Source organism: Candidatus Thermodiscus eudorianus (assembly GCA_015521085.1).
In the GTDB taxonomy this organism is placed as follows: Archaea; Thermoproteota; Thermoprotei_A; order Sulfolobales; family Acidilobaceae; genus Thermodiscus; species Thermodiscus eudorianus.
The window spans coordinates 53,899-72,768 of sequence record WAOW01000008.1; the positions used below are offsets into that span (position 1 = coordinate 53,899).

Sequence of the window (18,870 nt, forward strand, 5' to 3'; positions counted from 1 at the left end):
CCCACAGACGGTGCAATAAGCATGCCGACACACGGGTCGATGACGAAGGCAGGTAAGGTGAGGAAGCAGACGCCCAAGATACCCGCAAAGGAGAGGAAGAACCCACCGCCCAGGCTAAGGAACAGGTTCAAGTATCTAAAGAAGTTAGAGCAGCCAGCCCAGGCAGCTCCCTCTAGGAGGAGGTAAGAGTAGCGGCAGAGCCGTCAAAGCTCCCCTCGACCCCGACTCTTCTAAGGGAATGGCATGTCTAAAATTACCCTCCCCCTCCTCCAAGTTATGTATCCGGTGTGAGGCGGCTGGTATTGGGGAGTTTCCAGGTAGAGCCAGGAGAGAGGGTCCGGATCACTAGAGACGACGGCCTCGTTATCGAAGGGGTTGTCATGCCTCGCTACGAGTTGGCATCACCAGATCACCTGGTAGTTAAGTTAGACAACGGATACAATATCGGTGTAAGGATAGACAGAATACGTAAGCTGGAGAAACTCGGGGTACATAGGAAGCTCTACAAGCCCGGCGAGCCAGCTCCACTGGCCGAGGAGTTGAAGATCAACCGGGAGAAGCGTGTAATGGTTCTAGGCACGGGCGGGACAATAGCCAGCAGGATCGACTACGAGACTGGAGCGGTTAGGCCGCAACTCGACCCCGAGGAGCTGGCCCAGGCTGTCCCCGAGGCCTTCAGCTACGCCTCCCTAGACGTGGAGGAGCTGTTCCATATATTCAGCGAGAACTTGAAGCCGCGTCACTGGGAGACGATAGCAGAGAAGGTATACGAGAAGCTGAAGAAGGGGTATGATGGCGTCGTAATACCGCATGGAACCGATACCATGGGTTACACGGCCGCTGCCCTAGCCTTCGCCTTCCACAAGGGACTCTCGGCCCCCATAGTACTGGTCGGCTCCCAGAGGAGTAGCGACAGGCCGAGTAGCGATGCCGCCTTTAACTTCGTCTCGGCGGTACTCACCGCCTCGCAGGCACCCTTCGCCGAGGTAGTGGTTGTTATGCATGGGGAGACGGGGGACTCCTACGCGCTTGCCCATAGGGGGACCCGGGTCCGCAAGATGCATTCGAGCAGGAGGGACGCCTTCCAGTCGATAAACACGGGACCGCTCGCCAAGATATACCCGTGGAGTGGAGAGATTAGGATACTCGATTCCAGGTACAGGGCTAGGGGGAGGGAGGAGACGATCCTGGAGAACGGATTCGATGACAGGGTCGCCCTGGTGAAGTTCTTCCCGGGTCGTGTGGCGGAGATGCTAGAGCTGATTCTATCCAGCGGGTACCATGGGATAGTCATCGAGGGGACGGGCTTCGGCCACGTCGACGATGAGACTATAGAGGTTATAAGGAAGGCCGTCAAGGACGGGATACCGGTTGCAGTGGCTACACAGACAGTCTTCGGCCCGGTCAACCTAAAGGTATACGCTACTGGTAGGAAGATGCTTGAGGCTGGAGTCATCCCGGTCGACGATATGATAGCCGAGACGGCCTATGTCAAACTCTCATGGATACTAGCCCGTACAAGGGATATAGACGAGGTTAGGAGTCTCATGCAGACGCCTCTAGCCCACGAGATCGGGGAGAGGCAGGCTCTCAGGTTCTATCCGAGGTGGGAGCACGAGCTGACCCTCTAGCAATGGGGGTGGTTAGAGTGGAGGGGATTGATTACGGGAAGATAGGGCTCAAGGTCGGGCTTGAGATACACCAGCAGCTCGCGACCAGGTCCAAGCTATTCTGCCAGTGCCCGGCGGAGCTAAGCGAGGAGGAACACGACGAGTTCGAGAGGAGGCTGAGGCCTACCCGGGGGGAGGCTGGCGACGTCGATATAGCGGCGTTATTCGAGTGGAGGAAAGGCCGGTCATACCTCTACGAGGCCCCCCACCGCCATAGTTGCCTGGTTGAGGCGGACGAGGAGCCGCCCCACGAGATAAACGATGAAGCCCTAGTTACAACGATGGCGATAGCCAAGGCCTTCAACTCGCATATAGTAGACGAAATTCATGTAATGAGGAAGATAGTGATCGACGGCAGCAACACCACAGGGTTCCAGAGGACGGCCATCGTAGCCCTGGGAGGGTCCCTCAAGGTCGATGGGAAGGAGATACCCATAGAGACTATATGTCTAGAAGAAGACGCGGCTAGGAAGCTCGGAGAGGAAGGGCTTAGGATCAGGTATAGGCTCGACAGGCTCGGCATACCCCTCATAGAGATCGCGACGGCGCCGGTAATCTATTCTCCAGAGGAGGCCGCCAGGGTGGCCCTAGCAATCGGTAGGACCCTCCGTCTGACTGGCAAGGTCAAGAGGGGTCTTGGAACCATAAGACAAGACCTCAACGTCAGTATAAGGGGCGGAGCGAAGACCGAGATAAAGGGTGTACAGAGGCTCGACCTGATACCAAAAGTGATACACTACGAGGTCCTGAGGCAGATGAAGCTCCTAGAGTTGAAGGAGAAGCTCCTAGAAAGGGGAGCCACCAAGGACGATTACAATGTCGACCCAGTGGACGTAACAGAGGTCTTCAAGAAAACCAAGAGCAAACTGGTCAAGAGGATCCTCTCCCAGGGCGGCAGGGTCCTAGCGGTAAGGCTACGGCACTTCCACGGGCTACTTGGTATGGAGGTGATGCCGGGTAGGAGAGTTGGAACCGAGTTCGCAGACTACGTAAGGTTCTGGTCCGGCGTGGGCGGCATATTCCACAGTGACGAGCTACCGAAGTACGGGATCTCGGAGGGCGAGGTCGACATGGTATACGAGGCGACTGGCGCCATCAAGGGGGAGGACGCGTTCGTGATAGTAGCTGCTGAATACGAGAAGGCCTTGAAGGCTGTCGACACGATACTCATGAGGGCCAGGATGAGCTTAGATGGCGTACCCGAGGAGACCCGTGGAGCCAACGACGATGGAACCACGAGGTTCCTGAGACCCAGGCCGGGATCCGCTAGAATGTACCCCGAAACGGATCTACCTCCAAAAACCGTAACCAGCCGCCACCACGCTGAAGCTGAGAAGCTAAAGCCAGAGCCCTTGGAGGCAAAGAGGAAGAGGCTCATCGAGGAATACGGCCTGCCGCGGGAGCTAGCCGAGGAGGTATTGGATGATGTCAGGCTGGATCTCATAGAGAAGCTGATAGCCGCGTATGGCGAAAGAGTCAAGCCGACTCTGATAGCTTCATTCTTCGTAAACACGCTACGTGGATTGAAGGGCGAGGGCGTCGACATCGACAGCGTCCCCGAGCAGGTCTACGAAGAGTTGATCGGGCTAGTGGCTGATGGTAGGATCGCTAAGGAGGCGCTGGAGGAACTAGTCAAGGCGGTGTATGAGAGGAAGGTCTACGACGTCGAGAGGCTAGCTGAAGAGCTGGGATTGTCTAGCCTCTCAAGGGAGGAGGCCGAGAAGATAATAGACGAGATAGTAAGGGACAACATCGACATCATCAGGGAGCGCGGCTTCAGGGCGATGGGCGTGATCATGGGTAGGGCAATGTCGAGGCTTAGGGGCAGGATTGACGGTAAAGTGGTGGCCGATATAGTGAAGAGGAAGATACAGGAGGCCCTCTCTGGGGGTCGATAACCGTTTTCTTAACCTCCAGGCGCTACACATCATATACGGCCTGTGATGTCTACTCCCGACTCGGACAGGGTGAAGTGAAGGCATTTGGCTGAGGCCAGGCTACTAAATATAATCCTCTTTGATCCAACTTGGTTAACCCCCAGGAGATACCTGTGGCTCGAAGGTACGTCTTCGTGACCGGAGGGGTGCTCTCCAGCGTCGGCAAGGGTATTGTAACGAGTAGCATCGGGCTCCTCCTCAAGGCAAGGGGCTTTAACGTGGAGGCGATAAAGATAGACCCCTATGTAAATGTTGACGCCGGCACGATGAACCCCTTTGCCCACGGCGAGGTTTTCGTGACCGAAGACGGTGGGGAGACGGATCTAGACCTAGGTCACTACGAGCGGTTCATGAACGTCAACTTGTCCAAGAAGCATAACATCACGACGGGCCAGGTCTACTTGTCCGTTATACAGAAGGAAAGGCGGGGCGACTATCTAGGCCAGACGGTCCAGATAATCCCCCATGTAACCAATGAGATAAAGGAGAGGATAAGGGAGCTGGCCAGCGAGAGGGACGTCGACTTCATGATAGTCGAGATCGGGGGGACTGTGGGTGATATAGAGAGTCTGCCCTTCCTAGAGGCTATAAGGCAGATGAGGCTTGAGGAGGGTCCCTCTAACACCTTCTTCATACACGTGGCTCTGGCTCCGATACTATCCACGACCGGGGAGCAGAAGACTAAGCCGGTGCAACACAGCGTGCAGGAGCTTAGGAGGATAGGTATACAGCCTGACGTCATAATAGTTAGGACCCAGAGGCCCCTGGAACCCGATGCGCGGCGCAAGATAGCTCTATACGCAACCCTACCCGAGGATCACGTGTTGAGCGACCACGATCTAGACACTATATACAGGGTGCCACTAGTGCTAGAGGAGCAGGGCCTCATATCGCTAATTCTCAAGAGGTATGGCGTCAGAGATCCTGGCGCTGATCTATCGGAGTGGAGAGAGTTCGTCGAGAAGCTGGTAGCCGCCTCCCGCAGGGTTAGGATAGCGATGGTTGGGAAATACACGAAACTGCGAGACAGCTACATTAGCATCGTCGAGGCCCTGAAGCATGCAGGGGCCCATCTCGGCGTGAAACCAGAGCTTCTGTGGGTAGAGTCAACTGATATAGAGAGGAGACGCGTTACGCTAGACTTCGTAGACGAGGTCGACGGCGCGATCATACTGCCGGGCTTCGGCACGCGGGGGGTCGAGGGTAAGATAGCTGCCATACGAGAGCTACGAGAGAAGCGGAAACCCACGCTAGGCATATGCTTCGGAATGCAGCTGGCGGTCGTTGAGTTCGCCAGGAATGTGCTCGGCCTAGAGAAGGCGCATTCACAGGAGATAGACCCCAAGACGCCTCACCCAGTAGTACATTTACTGCCCGGACAGGAAAAGGTCGAGGCCCTGGGAGGTACCATGAGGCTTGGGGCGTCACCCATTCATATAGTCAGGAACACACTAGCCCACGAGATATACGGTAGGGAGATAGTTTATGAGAGGCACAGGCATAGGTATGAGGTCAACAACAGCTATGTCGACAAGCTTGAGGCACATGGAATGAGGGTAAGCGGTTGGAGCCCCGAGGGACTAGCTGAGTTCGTTGAGTTGGACAGGAGGCTGCATCCCTTCTTCTTCGGTACACAGCCCCACACGGAGTACAAGAGTAGACCGCTCTCACCGGGTCCAGTCTTCCTGGGATTCCTTAAAGCGGTGGCTGGCGTCTAGCTTTTAACTGTGCTTTCTAGGCTCCTGGTTTCACCATCATTAGTATCCTGTCAACGTTTAATTCAAGGATCTTCTTTATGCCCCTGTTCCCCGGGACGTATGAGGCCCTGATTATCCCTATGGATTCCAGTTGCCTTATTTGGCTACTTATGTTGGCCTTGCTCTGGCCTATCTGTTTTGCTAGTGAGTCTAGGTCGGTGGGTCCCCCTGCTAGCACCTCTAGTATCTTGGTTCTGGTCTCGCTTGCGAGGATCTTTGATACTTTTGCAATGTGTCTAGGACCTATTACATACAATATGTTGTCCCTGGCATAGATTCCCTCTTTTCGAAACGGAATTTCTTGGTCCATAATAGGCCCACCGCTTATCCTAAAAGGTAACAGTGTAGATAAATAGGTTCTCTTCTAGAAACAACTTGTTTCCATCTTATAACAACTATATACAGATAAAACAATATATAAAACATTATTTTAATGACGTTGGCTCGGGGAAGCTAAAAAACTTCTAGGCCCAACATCATACTATGTACTATGAGCGGCCCCTCAGGCAGAGCAAGGGAACACTAACATGGCCAGAAACCCCCAAAGACTCTGGGAGAAACTCGAACCAGCCGACATAGCCGTACTCGGGGTTATAGAAAGGCTCTCGAAGAAGTTCGAGTACGTGCCAGTCGAAGTCCTGGAAAAACGCCTCCAGCTACCTCCCCAAAGAGTACTTCAAGCACTGGATAGGCTGAATAAGAATAAGCTAGTAAAGCGTGGCCTAGGCAGCGTTATAGGCTATTCACTGACATTCTACGGACTAAACGTGCTAGCCTTCGACGGGTTACACCGCAGGGGTATAGTCGAAGCGTTAGGCGACAGGATAGGGGTCGGCAAGGAGGGGGAAGTGTACCTAGGTCTCGCCCCCGGCGGCGAGAGGGTTGTCGTGAAGTTCCACAGGGAGGGAAGGTCTAGCTTCCAGAGGATTAGAAGGTTGAGGAGCTATCTAGCCGGGGTCGATAGGAAGCGGTGGCATGACATAGCCAAGCTACTCGGCGAGAGGGAGTTCAAGATACTGGTCGTGTTGGAGCGTGAAGGGGCGCTGGTGCCGAGACCCATAGCATGGAATAGGAACGCGGTGGTTCAAGAATACATTCCTGGAGTAGAGCTTTACCGTGTGAGGGAGCTAGACGAGGACGCCGCCAGGCAGGTGTTAGAGGATGTTATAGAGACTATTAAAATCGCGTATAGGAGAATCGGCGTGGTCCACGGGGATCTATCAGAGTATAACGTGTTGGTGGCTGAGACCGGGCGTGGATACGTAATCGACTGGCCTCAGTACGTTTACAGGGACGAGCCACATGCTGGAGAGTTATTAGAGAGGGATGTAAGGTATATCGCGTCATTCTTCAAGAGAAAATTTGGTATAGATATAGATTATATGGAGGTTATGGCGGGCATCACCGGTGATAGTCCGTGAAGACCCGCGATCTCTACATGGGCATAGACATAAGAGAGGGAAGCCCGCTCTCGTCAGAGAAGCCCCGATACTCTGTAGTCCTGATCGACGATGAAGGGAAACCCATAGTAGTACACTCTTCAGTAACACTATCGAGGGCCATTAGGCTAGCCTGGGACTACCACCCCAAGAGGATAGGGCTCGACAACCCCTTCGAGCTTGCAAGGAACACAAGCGAGCTAGAACGGATACTAGGCCTCTTCCCGCCGGAAACCGAGATACTACAAGTAACCCTAGACAGGAATACAGGATACCAGAAGCTCAAGAGCATAGCGAGGGAACAGGGCCTAAACCTGGGCCGTGAGAAGCTTGGCAGCGTGAAGACAGCCTACCTCCTGGCATTCCTAGCCAGGGAGGGTGTCGGCACGCCAATCAGGATCCTCGAAGAGAAGACCATTATAACGGTCTCGAAGGCCAGGTCGCCGAAGGGCGGGGGCTTCAGCCAACAGCGCCTACAGAGGAGGGTCAGGGCAAGCGTCCATATAGCGGCTATGAGGGTCAAGGAGGCCCTAGACACGGCTGGTATAGAGTACGATATGAGCTATAGGAAAAGCGTTGGAGGCCTTGAATCAGCTGTATTCACGGTCTACGCTCCGAGGACAAGACTCTACGGCCTAGTACGTCCCCACAGGGGAATGGACTACACTATAACTATCAAGACGGTATACAAGACCCGGTTAAACCTCCTGGAGGACTCAATCGCTAGCGACAGGCCAATCATAGTTGGCGTCGATCCAGGCGTCACCACGGGCCTCGCAGTTCTAGATCTCAGGGGTAAGCCCATTTACCTGGCCAGCTCGAAGGACCTAGACCGGGGCACTATAATCGAGGAGATATCGAGGCTCGGTAAACCAGTATTATTCGCGATAGACGTGTCAACGGTGCCCGAGAGCGTTAGATGGCTCGCGGCTAAGTTCGGCGCAGCCATCTACTCGCCCTCTATCGACCTAGAGACTTCTGAGAAGAGGGAGATAGCCTCAAGGGTACTGGGCGAGCCGCCACAGGACTCGCACCAGCGCGACGCCCTAGCAGCAGCCTACAAGGCGTATCTCTTCCTCAAGAACAAGCTAGACCACGTGGAGAAACAAGTCAGGAGAATGGGGGTCGGCATCGACGTCGAGAAGGTCAAGGAGAACGTGATCAGGGGTGTAACCGTCGCCGAGGCCATTGAAAAGGCTATAGAAGACATGCTAACCCCCGCCAGAACGGGTCCTCCAGAGAAGCCTCCAGCCAGGCGGGAAGAGGCCTCCAGGCCTCCCGGCCAGACCGAGGACCTATCACGGCGTATCGAGGCGCTTGAGGCCGAGAAGAGGGTCCTAGAGAGGAGGCTCAGAGAGTACGAGAGGAGGCTCAGGCACCTGGAGATCGAGGTGGAAAGCGCGTTTAGAAGGGCTAAGGCGGAGGTGATGAAGGACAGTGAAGTTAGGAGGCTTAGAGAGCGGCTCCAGTCGCTTGAACAAGCTACTGGTAAGCTTGAGCAAAAACTCAAATCTTACATGGCCAGTATAGACGAGCTGAGGAGCCTAGTTATACGCGTCAGCCGGGGCGAGGTCGTAGTCTTAAGGCCGCTCCCGTCTCTAACGCCTAGGAGCATACGGAAGAGTGAGGAGGAGCTCGGCCCCCTTCTACCCGGCGAGGTCATTCTGCTACAATCCCCCGTGGTTGATCCGAGTGCTCTGCAGGTTCTCCTCGAATCACAGGTAAGGGGCGTGTTGACTCCCGGGGGTGATGTGGCTAGCTTGCTGGAGCGGCACGGCATCCCGGCTCTCCCCGTGTCAAGCCTAGACGAGGGCGTTCGCGTGGTCGGAGGCGTCTACTACGTGTCTAGCATCGTTGTAGGATTGCTGGATGACAGGAGGAGGGCTTTGGAGGAGTATAGGAGGGCCGAGGTCGACCTGGAAAGGATTATAACCGAGTATAGGTTGTCTCGCCGCCGCAGGCATAGTGGGGGTTAGAATAGCGTGATCTTACCCTCTAGTATTAGGTCTGTATAGGTTGTTATATTGTCTAGAACCTCGTTTACGATGCCCTCTATGTCGCTCTTCATGTTAGCGGTTAGCTGTTTAGCTTTAACCTTGACATCGGCGACGAGAGGATCGTCTATCGGCCTCCCTATCTGGCTTAGTATCTTCACGTAGACCTCGTTTAGCCCGGATACCTCCTCGTATATCCTCTTAGCCAGGTCATTCGCGACGACGTTGTATATCTTACCCACATGATTCACAGGGTTTTTACCAGCCGTGGCCTCCAGGCTCATAGGCCTCAGAGGAGTTATCAAGCCGTTAGCCCTGTTCCCGCGGCCTGTCATCCCATCGTCCCCGTGCTCCGAGCTGGTCCCTGTAACGGTCAGGTAGACGATGTCCTTCTCGGGTATGTCGCCGGTGTTTATATAGATGTTCACATTATAGTCACTGGCGATCTTGGATGCGAGATCCAGTACGAGCTCGCGCGCCTCCTCCTTCACGTTAATGTACTCGTCCCGGTCTAAGATCAACTGGCTTATCGTAGCCATGGCTATCGTCAAGTCGATGTTCTTACCCCTCCTCAAACCCATAACCTTGACGTCCTCCCCTATGGCGGGGATCCTCTTCTTAACCTCACTGCTATTCAATAGCCTCTCCGTTTCGAGCACGAGCCTCTCCAGCGTTGACAGGGGGGCGTAGCCGGACCCGAAGCTGGTATCGTTTGCTCTTGGAGTCCTCTCCTTCTCCCTGAAGATCCCGACTAGATCCGCGCTTCCCTTACCTATCTTATAATCCACGACCACATGCCTCTCCGGGTCGAGGAACCGGAAGTTGTTCTTAATCCATTCCTTGACAGACGAGAGAATAACCGAGCCTATAGGGATGTGTTCTACGCCATCGCGCGTTTTAACCTCGGTCGTGGCTCTACCAGACACTATAATGTAGATCGGGTGCAGTACCTCGCCTCCCCCGTAACGGGGATTAGCCTGCCCCCCGACCAGCAACACCTTATCCAGGTTATGGTGGAGTATCTCCCCGTAACGCTCAAGGTAAAGTTTGCTTAGGGCCCTACTAGCCACTTCAGCAGCTGCATCGCTGATATAATCCGGGTGTCCAAGCCCCTTCCTCTCAACAAGTTCTACCTCGATGTCCTCGACAGAGGGAAGGAGATACTCCTCAACCACGATATTTCTTACCACCCTTGACCCCCCGGCTCCTTCGTTAGGTTTCACACATGCATGAGATACAATTTAAAAACATATTCCACACATGCACGTCCTCAGCCACCCAGCATGGAATAGACGATGGGCCAGACGACTATAGTGGCCAGAGACGACGCTATGGCAGCCTCAACCACTACACCCCTACCAGCCTCCCCCCGGGCCAAACCCGTGAGCCGCACCGATAATCCCCCAATGAGCGCCGAGGAGACCAGTCCTACTAGGCCTTGGACAAAGGGGTCAATACCGTTCAAGACTCCTATGTAGCTTAGAACCCCTAGAAGAACCCCCAATATCCCGCCCGCTAGGGCAGCGATGGCATTGTAGGTGCGCGTCACGATCAACTTTGAGCCCATGCGGTCCACCGATTCCACTAATACAGTCTCCTGCGCTATTTGAAGGAGGGGTATCGAGGGGTTAACGGGGTATGGCTAGGAAGTCGATGAATATAGTCGATTTGAGAGCATGGATCGCGAGGACGTCTGCCTGGGCTATAGGCAAGTATATCTCAAACATCTACTATGACAAGGACAACAATATCCTCCTAGTAAAGATCAGGGGAGGCAACATAATACTAGCTGAGCCCGGGAAGAGGATACACGTGACCAGACGACGCCAGCCACCCCAACACTTCAAACAGGATCCACTCGTGGTCCTAGCCAGGAAGTACATGCGCGATAAGAGGCTAGAGGGCATAGGCCTGATCGGGTTCGACAGGATACCCTACTTCGAGGCTAGCACCGGGTACAGGCTTGTAGTCGAGTTAGTTCCACGTGGAATCGCAGCCCTCGTATCACCGACAGGCACTCTACTAGCTGCGACCAAGTATCTCCGAGTCAGAGATAGGGAAGTAAAGCCGAAAGTAGCCTACAAGCCCCCACCATCCCGTGGGAAACCACTAGAGGATATCACGGCGGACGACATCATGAGAGCTGTAAGTGAGAGGGGAAAGCTCGTCCCCAGCCTCGTCTCGCTTCTCGGCGTGCCAGGCGAGGTCGCAGAGGAGGCAGTCTACCGCGCCGGCCTAGACTACGATCTCCAAGAGGTTGAGGCCAAAGACGCTGAAGCCATAGCCGGAGAAATCAAGGGAATCCTGGAAGAGTCTCTCGCTGGAAGGGGATATATAGTAGAGAAGGAGGGATCCGGTTATATCGAGGCTGATCCCTTCAAGCCAACCCGCTACACTGATACAACATACAGTATAATAGAGTTTAGGGAACTTGATGAGGCGCTAGAGGAATACTTCGAATCCAGTAGTACCGGGGTGAAAACTAAGGGGACCCCGGATAGCATCGAATCCGAGAGGGAGAAGCTGATAGCCAGTCTTGAGAAGGCCCGACAGCAAGCCGCAGAATACAGGAGACAGGCCGAGATGCTGAGGGCTATGGCGGACTTCGTATCAAGAAACTACCACGTCATATCTAGAGTACTAGACTGCCTGGCAACACACGACCAGGCGTGCCTAGAGGAACTCGGCGTCGCCGTGAAGAAGAGTAATGATAGGTACATTGTAATAGTGGAGGATAAGAGGCTTGAGATCCCCGTTAGTGTGAAGAGTGTGGACGACCTCATACTAGAGTACTTCAAGAGAGCCGGTGTACTGGAGGGTAAGGCTAAGAGGGCGGAGTCCTCTAGGGTAGACGTTGAGAAACGCCTCAAAGAGCTAGACATCAAGGCAAAGGCCAAGAGCCTATACGAGAGGTATAAAGTCAGAAGAAGGTACTGGTTCGAAAACTTCCACTATACGGTAACCAGGAACGGGTTCCTAGCAGTAGGTGGAAGGGATGCAGGCCAGAACGAGCTACTCGTTAGAAGATACCTGGAGCCACATGACATCTTCATGCATGCAGACATACACGGGGCTCCAGCCGTAATAATCAAAACCAGAGGAGGTAGCGTCGGCGAAGAGGACCTGATGGACGCGGCCGTTATAGCAGTGGCTTATAGCAAGGCCTGGAAGGCCGGGCTAGGATCCGTGAGGGTCTTCTACGTTAACGCGAGCCAGGTATCCTTGTCGCCCCCCACAGGAGAATACCTGGCGAAGGGCGGGGTAATGGTCTACGGCAAGAAGAATTATCTCCCGCCGATCCCGGTGAGGATATGGCTCGGGGTAACACTCGACGAGGAACAAGCGCCGAGGCTCATCCAGGGCTCTAGAGAAGTCGTATCCAGGCACGCAATAGGCTACGCGAGCCTCATACCGGGAGAGCTGAAGAGGATAGAGGCTGCTAGGGAGGTGAAGAAACGCCTCCACAAGCTGCTAGGGGAGAGGGGATCGTATATCCTGGCGGTTCCAGATGAGGACTTCGCCTCCAGGATACCGGGCAAGTCTCGCATCACGGGCGTGAGCATTGGCGGTGGCGTAGCCCTTAACTTCAACAGTATAGCTGGCCCCTAGCTAATAGGGGTTTAATAAGTATTTGTTTAGACTATGCTGTAGCCTCCCTCAATATTGTCTAATATACAACCTTGACCCAATCCACTTTTTGGGTGGAATGCTCTTGAGTACCCCGCCAGGTACGCCGACGAAGTTCGACGTTATAGTGGTTGGAGCAGGCCCCGCTGGGAGCGCCGCTGCCTATCTCCTGGCGAAGGCCGGGTTCAAGGTTGTCATCGTTGAGAGGGGCAGGGGTGCTGGTTCGAAGGAGGTTTACGGCGGTAAGATCTATGCCGCCCCACTGAGGGAGGTCTGGCAGGACCTCGACAAGAAGGCGCCCATACACAGGTGGGTAACCCAGGAGAAGATGAGCCTGGTGTATGGAGATAGGATAACGACTATAGACTACAAGCTCTCCAAGGGCGTTGCGTTCACGACATACCTCACGGAGATGGCTAAGTGGATGGCTGAGAGGGCCGTAGAGGCTGGGGCTATACTGGTGGACGAGATTGTTGTTGACGAGATAGTTAAGGACAACGGCAGGGTTATAGGTATTAGGAGTGGACCCGATAAGCTATACGCCGATTACGTGATAGACGCTGAGGGCGTGAACAGGAAGCTCCTGGAGAAGCTGGGTCTCGTGGAGAAGATAAACCCGGAGACGGTTGCGCTCGGCGTCAAAGAGGTATTGAAAGTCGGAGAGAAAAACATAGAAGAGCGATTCGGCCTCGACAAGGGAGAGGGGCTCGCGTGGCTCCTAGCAGGAGACGTAACCAGGGGAATACCCGGCGGCGGGTTCATCTACACTATGAAAGACACGGTGAGCATAGGACTCGTCATACACATAGGGAAGGCCCTGGAAGCCGCCGAGACCGGTAAGCTAAAGGAGAGCCTCCCGAGCATGGTTGAGAGCCTCAGGCTCCACAAGTACTTCAAGAGGTTCTGGAGGGACGCAGACATCATGGAGTATGGCGCCCACATGACCATCGAGGGAGGCCTCCGCTACATGCCCAAGAAACTATACCTTCCAGGCCTACTGGTCGTAGGAGACGCTGCAGGCCTACTACTAAACACCGGGTACACGATAAGGGGCGTCGACTACGCGGTCTATAGCGGAAAGCTGGCGGCGGAGACGATAATCCATGCACACGATAATGGAGGGCCGACGGAGGAGAACATGGCCCTCTACGAGAAGAAGATAAAGGGGAGCTTCGTATACAAGGAGCTCTACAAACACCGTGGGATAGAGAAGGTCATGTCAGACCCTCTATTCTTCACGCAGATCCCAGCCATGGTCAACAACATGCTGGCCAAGCTATACGAGGCGGACTACGAGGAGCCTACTATAATGGAGGCGCTCCTGGAGTCCCTTAAGGAGGAGAACCTCTCGCTTTCAAGGCTCGTATTCAAGTTGTTGTCGGTGGTGAGCAAGTTATGAGCGAGGAGAAGGTCCTGGATAAACCCCTCAAGATAGAGGACTTGCTTCAGAGGAACGTGTATGACGTAGACGAGGAGCCTCACATAGCAATTCCAAGCGACGACCAGACCGGTATACCGAAGGCCCTAACACTGCTATGCCCCTGCGGCTGCTACACTCTAGTGGGGAATAAGCTACTCTACAGCTACGAGGGATGCCTGGAGTGTGGACTGTGTAGGGTCGTCTCCGACAACCCGAGGATGAAGTGGGAGTACCCGAAGAGTGGACGTGGAGTCCACTATAGGTTCACGTAGCGGGGGTGTACGTGTATGAGGATAGTGGTAGGCATCAAGTGGGTCCCAAACACCCAGGCGGTAAGGTTCGACCCCAAGACCGGTACACTCGTTAGGGCGGGAGTGCCATCTATAGTAAACCCACACGACTTCCCGGCAGTAGAGCTGGCCCTCCGGCTGCGGGACAAGTACGGGGGTGAGGTTATAGCGATAAGCATGGCACCCCCACCGGCCGAACAGGGCCTAGAGCACGTTCTCGGCATGGGCGTTGACAGAGCCATACTCCTGACCGACAGGGCCTTCGCCGGCGCCGACACACTGGCCACCAGCTATGTGCTGGCGAAGGGCATCGAGAAGATAGACAAGGAGATAGGACACGTCGACCTGGCCATATTCGGCCACGAGACGATAGACTCCAGCACGGCCCACATAGGCGCTCAGGTCGCGAGCTGGCTGAACTGGCCCTATGTCTACTACGCCCGCGACGCCGAGCTCGTCGGCGAGGGAAGACTCAAGGTAAAGAGGCAAACCGAGAGGGCTGTAGAGGAGTACATCGTAGAGCTTCCAGCCGTAGTGGCCACGGCGATAAAGGCGTTAGAGCCCAGGCCGGTCAGGCTACTCAACAAGCTAAGGGCCAAGATAGAGAAACCCATAGTCTGGTGGACCAACAAGGATCTAGGGCTAGACCCGAAGTGCGTGGGCCTGAGAGGGTCCCCCACGGTAGTAGCCAACATAACCTTCATGCCAGAGGTCCCCAGGAAGAAGATAGTATACCAGCCGAAGGACCCGAAGGACGCAGCGCGCTGGATACTGAAACAGTTGTTCCAAGACGAGGCAGTGGCCCCGTTTTTGAAGAAGGCGCTCTGGGGGTGAGGTAGATGGTGAAGAAGCCCGACTGTGAGAAGCTGTGCCCGGAGTGGCCCTGTGACGATCCAGAGGAGTTCAAGGGCGTCTGGGTCGTTGCCGAGGCAGACTCGGAGGAGTTGAATGAAGCCAGCCTACAAATGCTAACGCCCGCGAAGAAGATAGCGTCTAAGCTCGGCGAGAAGATAGTCGGGATCCTAGTGGGGTATGACGTTAAGAAGTGGGCCGACGAGCTGATAAAGCATGGAGCCGACGAGGTCATTGTCGTTGACGATGAGAGGCTCAAGACCTACTACCCCCGAGTCTACGGCCACATAATCGTCGACCTAGCCAGGAAGTACAAGCCCTCGGTGATACTAGTCTCTGCAACGATGAAAGGACGAGAGATGGCGCCATACATAGCCAACACCCTGAGGACCGGTATAACAGCCGACTGTACAGACTTCGACGTGGACGAGAAGACCGGAGACGTCCTCATGATACGACCACCCTTCGCAGCCATAATGCTGGCATTCATCAAGACGCCCTTCAGGAAACCCCAAATGGGCACGGCGAGGCCCAACGTATTCCCGGTACCCCCGAGGGACGAGAATAGGACAGGCAGAGTCATTGAGGAGAAGGCCGAGATAATCAAGCCCGGAATGGAGCTAGCCTACTACAAGCCTGTGAAGCGCGAGGAGGTACTGATAGAGAAGGCCGAGATAATAGTCTCCATAGGCAGGGGAATAGGAGGCCCCGACGGGATCAAGCTGGCAGAGAAGCTAGCAAGCATACTAGGCGGCGTAGTGGCCGGGTCGAGGAAGGCGGTCGACGCTGGATGGATCCCCCACGACAGGCAGGTAGGCCAAACCGGCAAGTCGGTTAAGCCAGTACTCTACATAGCCCTCGGCATAAGCGGCGCGGCGCAGCACATGCTGGGAGTCAGGGAAGCCGGGAGGATCGTGGCCATCAACATCGACCCCGACGCGCCAATATTCAAGCAATCAGACTACGGCGTGGTAGGCGACTATAGACCCATAGTCGAAGCATTAATAGAGGAGCTGGAGCGTCTCAAGAAAGAGGGACCCCAGGCCCTAGAGGAGCTCCTAAAAGAGGAGCCAGCGGCATAGTCGTGATAGGGGAACTACCTGGGAAAGCCGTACCCCAAACCCTCATAACATATATTATGTTTAAAATTTTATTATTGCCTAGGCTATCCCTGGGGACCCCTTTCTAGTACGCTAGTAAAGCGGCTATAACGCCCGAGAGGAATATGCCGTCGAAGACCCCAGCCCCGCCAATGCTAATCACGGGCGCGACAAGCTTATCCAGGTCCCTGGCAAGCCTGAGTACATCAGCTCCTATAAGGGCTCCAAGGCTCCCTCCGATGTAGGCTGCGATAGCCGCCAGAGGCCCGCTACCTGCAAGCGCGATCGAGACCAGGGAGCTGGTTAGGGGAGGGAAGAGGGCTGGAACCGCTATGCCGACTCCGGGTATCGCTCTTGAGGTTAGATAAGTTACCAGGGCTGTAACAGCTACTGCCGCTATCGTCACGTAGAGGGCGTATACGCCTCCGCCGCGCCACAGGACGTATGCCAGGATCAGGCTAGCCGTTATCGGTATAAGTCCCCCTCCAACGTTTATGGCTAGTATGCTCTTCCTCTCAACAAGCCTCACCCTGGGTATGGGCACGGGTATGCCGAAGATTACCACGTAATCCATTTCAAGTACCTGCTCGGCATACCCGGTCCTCAGCATTGCAAGGGCGATGTTGACGAAGCTCAGGGGAGGGCTGAGCAGTATGAGGTATGAGACCAGGTAGGATAGGGGGAGGCTCCCGAAGCCGCCTAGCTCGGCGATTATGGATGCGAGGGCGCTGGAGGCGAAGAGGGATATAACGACTGCTACAGTTATGTAGACTGCGACCAGGTACGGGTGTCCAGGCGGGTAGACCAGTATCCTCCTCTTCAATATCATCACGAACCCACGTACTCCGCTGGTGGATACACTCTAATCATGATATATAGGTGTATACCGGGAAACCATTATATCGGTGAATCCGTGTTGGCCGAGATGCCTGAAGAACTGAAGTGCGAGGACATAATGAGCACGCCGCCCGTAACCGCGTCGCCCACAGACAGTGCCCAGCTCGCCGCCAGGAAGATGGTTGACAGCGGCGTGGGGAGCCTGATAGTTGTCGACGAGAACGGAAGCCTACTGGGTATAGTTACGAAGACCGATCTCGTCAGGGAGGTTGTGGCCCCGGGTAAGGACCCGTTGAAGGTGATGCTTCAGGATGTTATGACTAGGAACCCCTACTACGTCACCACCGAGTCCTCGGTCAGGGAGGCGGCCGACATAATGGGGACCTACGGGATAGGCCACCTGCCGGTGCTGGATCCGGAGACCCAGAGGGTTGTCGGAGTAATATCTATGAGGGACATAGTGCGCTTAGCGCCGCACTACATAGAGATAGCCCTCCTATCGAGGAGGCAGGAATAGGGGGCATCGGCTTCAAATATCCCCAGCGCATTCATCTACCAGGGTGAGCTTGAGGTGTTCGAGGAGATAACACTGAAGACGATAGGAGACGTGATGGACAGGGAACCCCCTGTGCTAGATAAGGATTACTCGCTGGCGGCCGCGCTGGAGGAGATGGACAAGGCCAAGACCGACAGGATAACCCTAACCGAGGAGGGTAAGATAAGGGGAATCCTAACCCTAAGGGACGTTATATTCAAGCTCGGAACAGTCAGGACGAAGCAAACAACCCCCTCAGCCCTACACGCGAGCAGCTTCATGACAGAGCCAGTGGTGACCGTGGGGGAGAAGGATACCCTTCTGAAAGCAGTTAAGGAGATGGCCACTAACGGCTTCACCAGTGTCCCAGTAGTTAGAGACGGCGAGCCCATAGGCCTTGTATCTCGCTGGGAGCTAGCGGAGCAAGTCAAGGATTCAAGGGACGCGGCCGACGTAAGGGCTAGGGACGTGATGAGGACTCCCCCCGCGGTTGTAAACCTGCAGACGAAGATACTACACGCTAGGCAACTAATATTCCAGCACGATCTCAGCGTCATACCAGTCATGGAAGAGGGGAGGTTCGTAGGAGTAGTCGGGGTAGACGAGATAGCCCTGGTCTTCATAAAATACTACGAGCTATCACGCGGAGAACCCAAGAGGATAACGCCGATAAAATACGTCATAGTGGCAGACGCCATAAAACTAAGACCACCAAGAGTAGACCCAGACTCAAGCATAGCAGAGGTAGCAGACAAAATGCTTAGACACCGCTACAGGGCGGTAGTCGTAGTAGACAACGACAAACCCATAGGACTCATCACAGGACTAGAGCTAGCTAAAACACTAACAAGATAAACAATCCATCCTAGACATCGCTACAGACCCCTCCAACACAACATCCTATCAAACCCACATCAAATAGCCAGAGAACCAAATAAAACACCCACAATTCGACACAGGAAAACACAGAGGAGAGGGCCCGTAGCTCAGCTAGGAGAGAGCGCCGGCCTTCGGAGCCGGCGGTCCCGGGTTCAAATCCCGGCGGGCCCGCCACACAAGGTCTCCAAGCCATTGCTAGCCTCAATGAGGGGTGTGTTAAACGCGGAAACCTCGAATCATAGCTGAGGCCCACTCAGTCTTGATAATCATGTGGTATAATCACACGTCTATTGTATCTAGGCTCACTAAACCCGAGAGGACCCTTAGGGTATAACCTTCAACCAAGGTATCCTCCTAAAGTCCTCGTAAAAAGTGAGAATAATATCTATGCCTCTATGCTTGCAGGTTAAGGCTATAATAGCGTCGCTTGGGGTTAGCCTGTATATTCTCATGGCTTCTAGTAGCTCCTTGGGTTCTGCATGATCTCTCAAGACCGTTATGTCGAATTCGTGGAGCATCTCAGTGTATCTCCC

The 18,870-nt window shown here is 54.6% G+C and carries 18 protein-coding genes and 1 tRNA gene; 14 read left to right on the forward strand and 5 right to left on the reverse strand.

Going from position 1 to position 18,870, the window contains the following annotated elements:
• The first annotated feature begins 21 nt into the window (after positions 1-21).
• The 4 genes from F7C38_07365 (at position 22) to F7C38_07380 (ending at position 5,325) form a co-directional block, all read left to right on the forward strand.
• Positions 22-186, forward strand: coding sequence for a 30S ribosomal protein S30e (locus F7C38_07365; protein ID MCE4601358.1), 165 nt, complete (start codon positions 22-24; stop codon positions 184-186).
• A gap of 116 nt (positions 187-302) precedes the next feature.
• Positions 303-1,631: a Glu-tRNA(Gln) amidotransferase subunit GatD gene (gatD, locus tag F7C38_07370; protein MCE4601359.1), complete on the forward strand. Its 1,329-nt coding sequence runs from the start codon at positions 303-305 to the stop codon at positions 1,629-1,631.
• A 17-nt stretch (positions 1,632-1,648) separates the two neighbouring features.
• Positions 1,649-3,568 carry a Glu-tRNA(Gln) amidotransferase subunit GatE gene (gatE, locus tag F7C38_07375; GenBank protein ID MCE4601360.1) on the forward strand — a complete coding sequence of 640 codons (1,920 nt, stop codon included), beginning with the start codon at positions 1,649-1,651 and terminating at the stop codon, positions 3,566-3,568.
• A 152-nt stretch (positions 3,569-3,720) separates the two neighbouring features.
• Complete coding sequence (locus F7C38_07380; protein ID MCE4601361.1) at positions 3,721-5,325, forward strand: CTP synthase; 1,605 nt, start codon at positions 3,721-3,723, stop codon at positions 5,323-5,325.
• Positions 5,326-5,341: 16 nt separating this feature from the next.
• Here F7C38_07380 and F7C38_07385 read toward each other — a convergent pair whose 3' ends face one another.
• Positions 5,342-5,674, reverse strand: a complete 333-nt coding sequence (locus F7C38_07385) for an ArsR family transcriptional regulator (protein ID MCE4601362.1) — start codon at positions 5,672-5,674, stop codon at positions 5,342-5,344.
• 217 nt (positions 5,675-5,891) lie between these two features.
• On the opposite strand from F7C38_07385, the gene F7C38_07390 reads away from it, so the two are divergent.
• A complete protein-coding gene (locus F7C38_07390) occupies positions 5,892-6,785 on the forward strand; it encodes a phosphotransferase (protein MCE4601363.1) in 894 nt (297 codons plus the stop codon).
• Positions 6,782-8,779 (forward strand): DUF460 domain-containing protein, encoded by a 1,998-nt coding sequence (locus F7C38_07395; protein MCE4601364.1) that lies wholly within the window; start codon positions 6,782-6,784, stop codon positions 8,777-8,779. The genes F7C38_07390 and F7C38_07395 overlap by 4 nt, the downstream gene beginning before the upstream one ends.
• On the opposite strand, the gene F7C38_07400 is transcribed toward F7C38_07395, so the two are convergent.
• Positions 8,776-9,987 (reverse strand): methionine adenosyltransferase, encoded by a 1,212-nt coding sequence (locus F7C38_07400; protein MCE4601365.1) that lies wholly within the window; start codon positions 9,985-9,987, stop codon positions 8,776-8,778. The two genes, F7C38_07395 and F7C38_07400, sit on opposite strands and share 4 nt — an antisense overlap.
• Positions 9,988-10,067: 80 nt before the next feature.
• A complete protein-coding gene (locus F7C38_07405) occupies positions 10,068-10,364 on the reverse strand; it encodes a hypothetical protein (protein ID MCE4601366.1) in 297 nt (98 codons plus the stop codon).
• 71 nt (positions 10,365-10,435) lie between these two features.
• On the opposite strand from F7C38_07405, the gene F7C38_07410 reads away from it, so the two are divergent.
• The 5 genes from F7C38_07410 (at position 10,436) to F7C38_07430 (ending at position 16,068) form a co-directional block, all read left to right on the forward strand.
• The gene (locus F7C38_07410; GenBank protein ID MCE4601367.1) at positions 10,436-12,406 is read left to right on the forward strand and encodes an NFACT family protein; all 1,971 of its coding nucleotides are present in this window, start codon (positions 10,436-10,438) and stop codon (positions 12,404-12,406) included.
• Between the two features lie 103 nt (positions 12,407-12,509).
• Positions 12,510-13,823: an FAD-dependent oxidoreductase gene (locus F7C38_07415; protein ID MCE4601368.1), complete on the forward strand. Its 1,314-nt coding sequence runs from the start codon at positions 12,510-12,512 to the stop codon at positions 13,821-13,823.
• A complete protein-coding gene (locus tag F7C38_07420) occupies positions 13,820-14,116 on the forward strand; it encodes a hypothetical protein (GenBank protein MCE4601369.1) in 297 nt (98 codons plus the stop codon). The genes F7C38_07415 and F7C38_07420 overlap by 4 nt, the downstream gene beginning before the upstream one ends.
• A 15-nt stretch (positions 14,117-14,131) precedes the next feature.
• The gene (locus F7C38_07425; GenBank protein ID MCE4601370.1) at positions 14,132-14,968 is read left to right on the forward strand and encodes an electron transfer flavoprotein subunit beta/FixA family protein; all 837 of its coding nucleotides are present in this window, start codon (positions 14,132-14,134) and stop codon (positions 14,966-14,968) included.
• 5 nt (positions 14,969-14,973) lie between these two features.
• Positions 14,974-16,068: an electron transfer flavoprotein subunit alpha/FixB family protein gene (locus F7C38_07430; GenBank protein ID MCE4601371.1), complete on the forward strand. Its 1,095-nt coding sequence runs from the start codon at positions 14,974-14,976 to the stop codon at positions 16,066-16,068.
• A 103-nt stretch (positions 16,069-16,171) separates the two neighbouring features.
• Here the strand turns inward: F7C38_07430 and F7C38_07435 are convergent, their stop codons facing one another.
• Entirely contained in the window at positions 16,172-16,909 is a 738-nt protein-coding gene (locus F7C38_07435) for a DUF1614 domain-containing protein (protein ID MCE4601372.1), read from the reverse strand.
• Between the two features lie 102 nt (positions 16,910-17,011).
• Here F7C38_07435 and F7C38_07440 point away from each other — a divergent pair, with 102 nt between their 5' ends.
• From F7C38_07440 to F7C38_07450, 3 genes are all read left to right on the forward strand, one after another.
• Positions 17,012-17,440: a CBS domain-containing protein gene (locus tag F7C38_07440; GenBank protein ID MCE4601373.1), complete on the forward strand. Its 429-nt coding sequence runs from the start codon at positions 17,012-17,014 to the stop codon at positions 17,438-17,440.
• Positions 17,441-17,494: 54 nt separating this feature from the next.
• Positions 17,495-18,313 (forward strand): CBS domain-containing protein, encoded by an 819-nt coding sequence (locus F7C38_07445; protein ID MCE4601374.1) that lies wholly within the window; start codon positions 17,495-17,497, stop codon positions 18,311-18,313.
• 120 nt (positions 18,314-18,433) lie between these two features.
• A tRNA-Arg gene (locus tag F7C38_07450) sits at positions 18,434-18,511 on the forward strand.
• A 149-nt stretch (positions 18,512-18,660) separates the two neighbouring features.
• Here F7C38_07450 and F7C38_07455 read toward each other — a convergent pair.
• On the reverse strand, positions 18,661-18,870 hold a 210-nt coding region (locus tag F7C38_07455), incomplete at its 5' end, for a PIN domain-containing protein (protein ID MCE4601375.1).

What these genes read in the sequence shown, in the direction of transcription:
- F7C38_07430 (MCE4601371.1), top strand. Translation starts at nt 14,974, where the DNA reads ATGGTGAAGAAGCCCGACTGTGAGAAGCTGTGCCCGGAGTGGCCCTGT.
- F7C38_07405 (MCE4601366.1), bottom strand. Translation starts at nt 10,364, where the DNA reads ATGGGCTCAAAGTTGATCGTGACGCGCACCTACAATGCCATCGCTGCC.
- F7C38_07385 (MCE4601362.1), bottom strand. Translation starts at nt 5,674, where the DNA reads ATGGACCAAGAAATTCCGTTTCGAAAAGAGGGAATCTATGCCAGGGAC.
- F7C38_07440 (MCE4601373.1), top strand. Translation starts at nt 17,012, where the DNA reads ATGCCTGAAGAACTGAAGTGCGAGGACATAATGAGCACGCCGCCCGTA.
- F7C38_07410 (MCE4601367.1), top strand. Translation starts at nt 10,436, where the DNA reads ATGGCTAGGAAGTCGATGAATATAGTCGATTTGAGAGCATGGATCGCG.
- F7C38_07390 (MCE4601363.1), top strand. Translation starts at nt 5,892, where the DNA reads ATGGCCAGAAACCCCCAAAGACTCTGGGAGAAACTCGAACCAGCCGAC.
- F7C38_07420 (MCE4601369.1), top strand. Translation starts at nt 13,820, where the DNA reads ATGAGCGAGGAGAAGGTCCTGGATAAACCCCTCAAGATAGAGGACTTG.
- F7C38_07365 (MCE4601358.1), top strand. Translation starts at nt 22, where the DNA reads ATGCCGACACACGGGTCGATGACGAAGGCAGGTAAGGTGAGGAAGCAG.
- F7C38_07425 (MCE4601370.1), top strand. Translation starts at nt 14,132, where the DNA reads ATGAGGATAGTGGTAGGCATCAAGTGGGTCCCAAACACCCAGGCGGTA.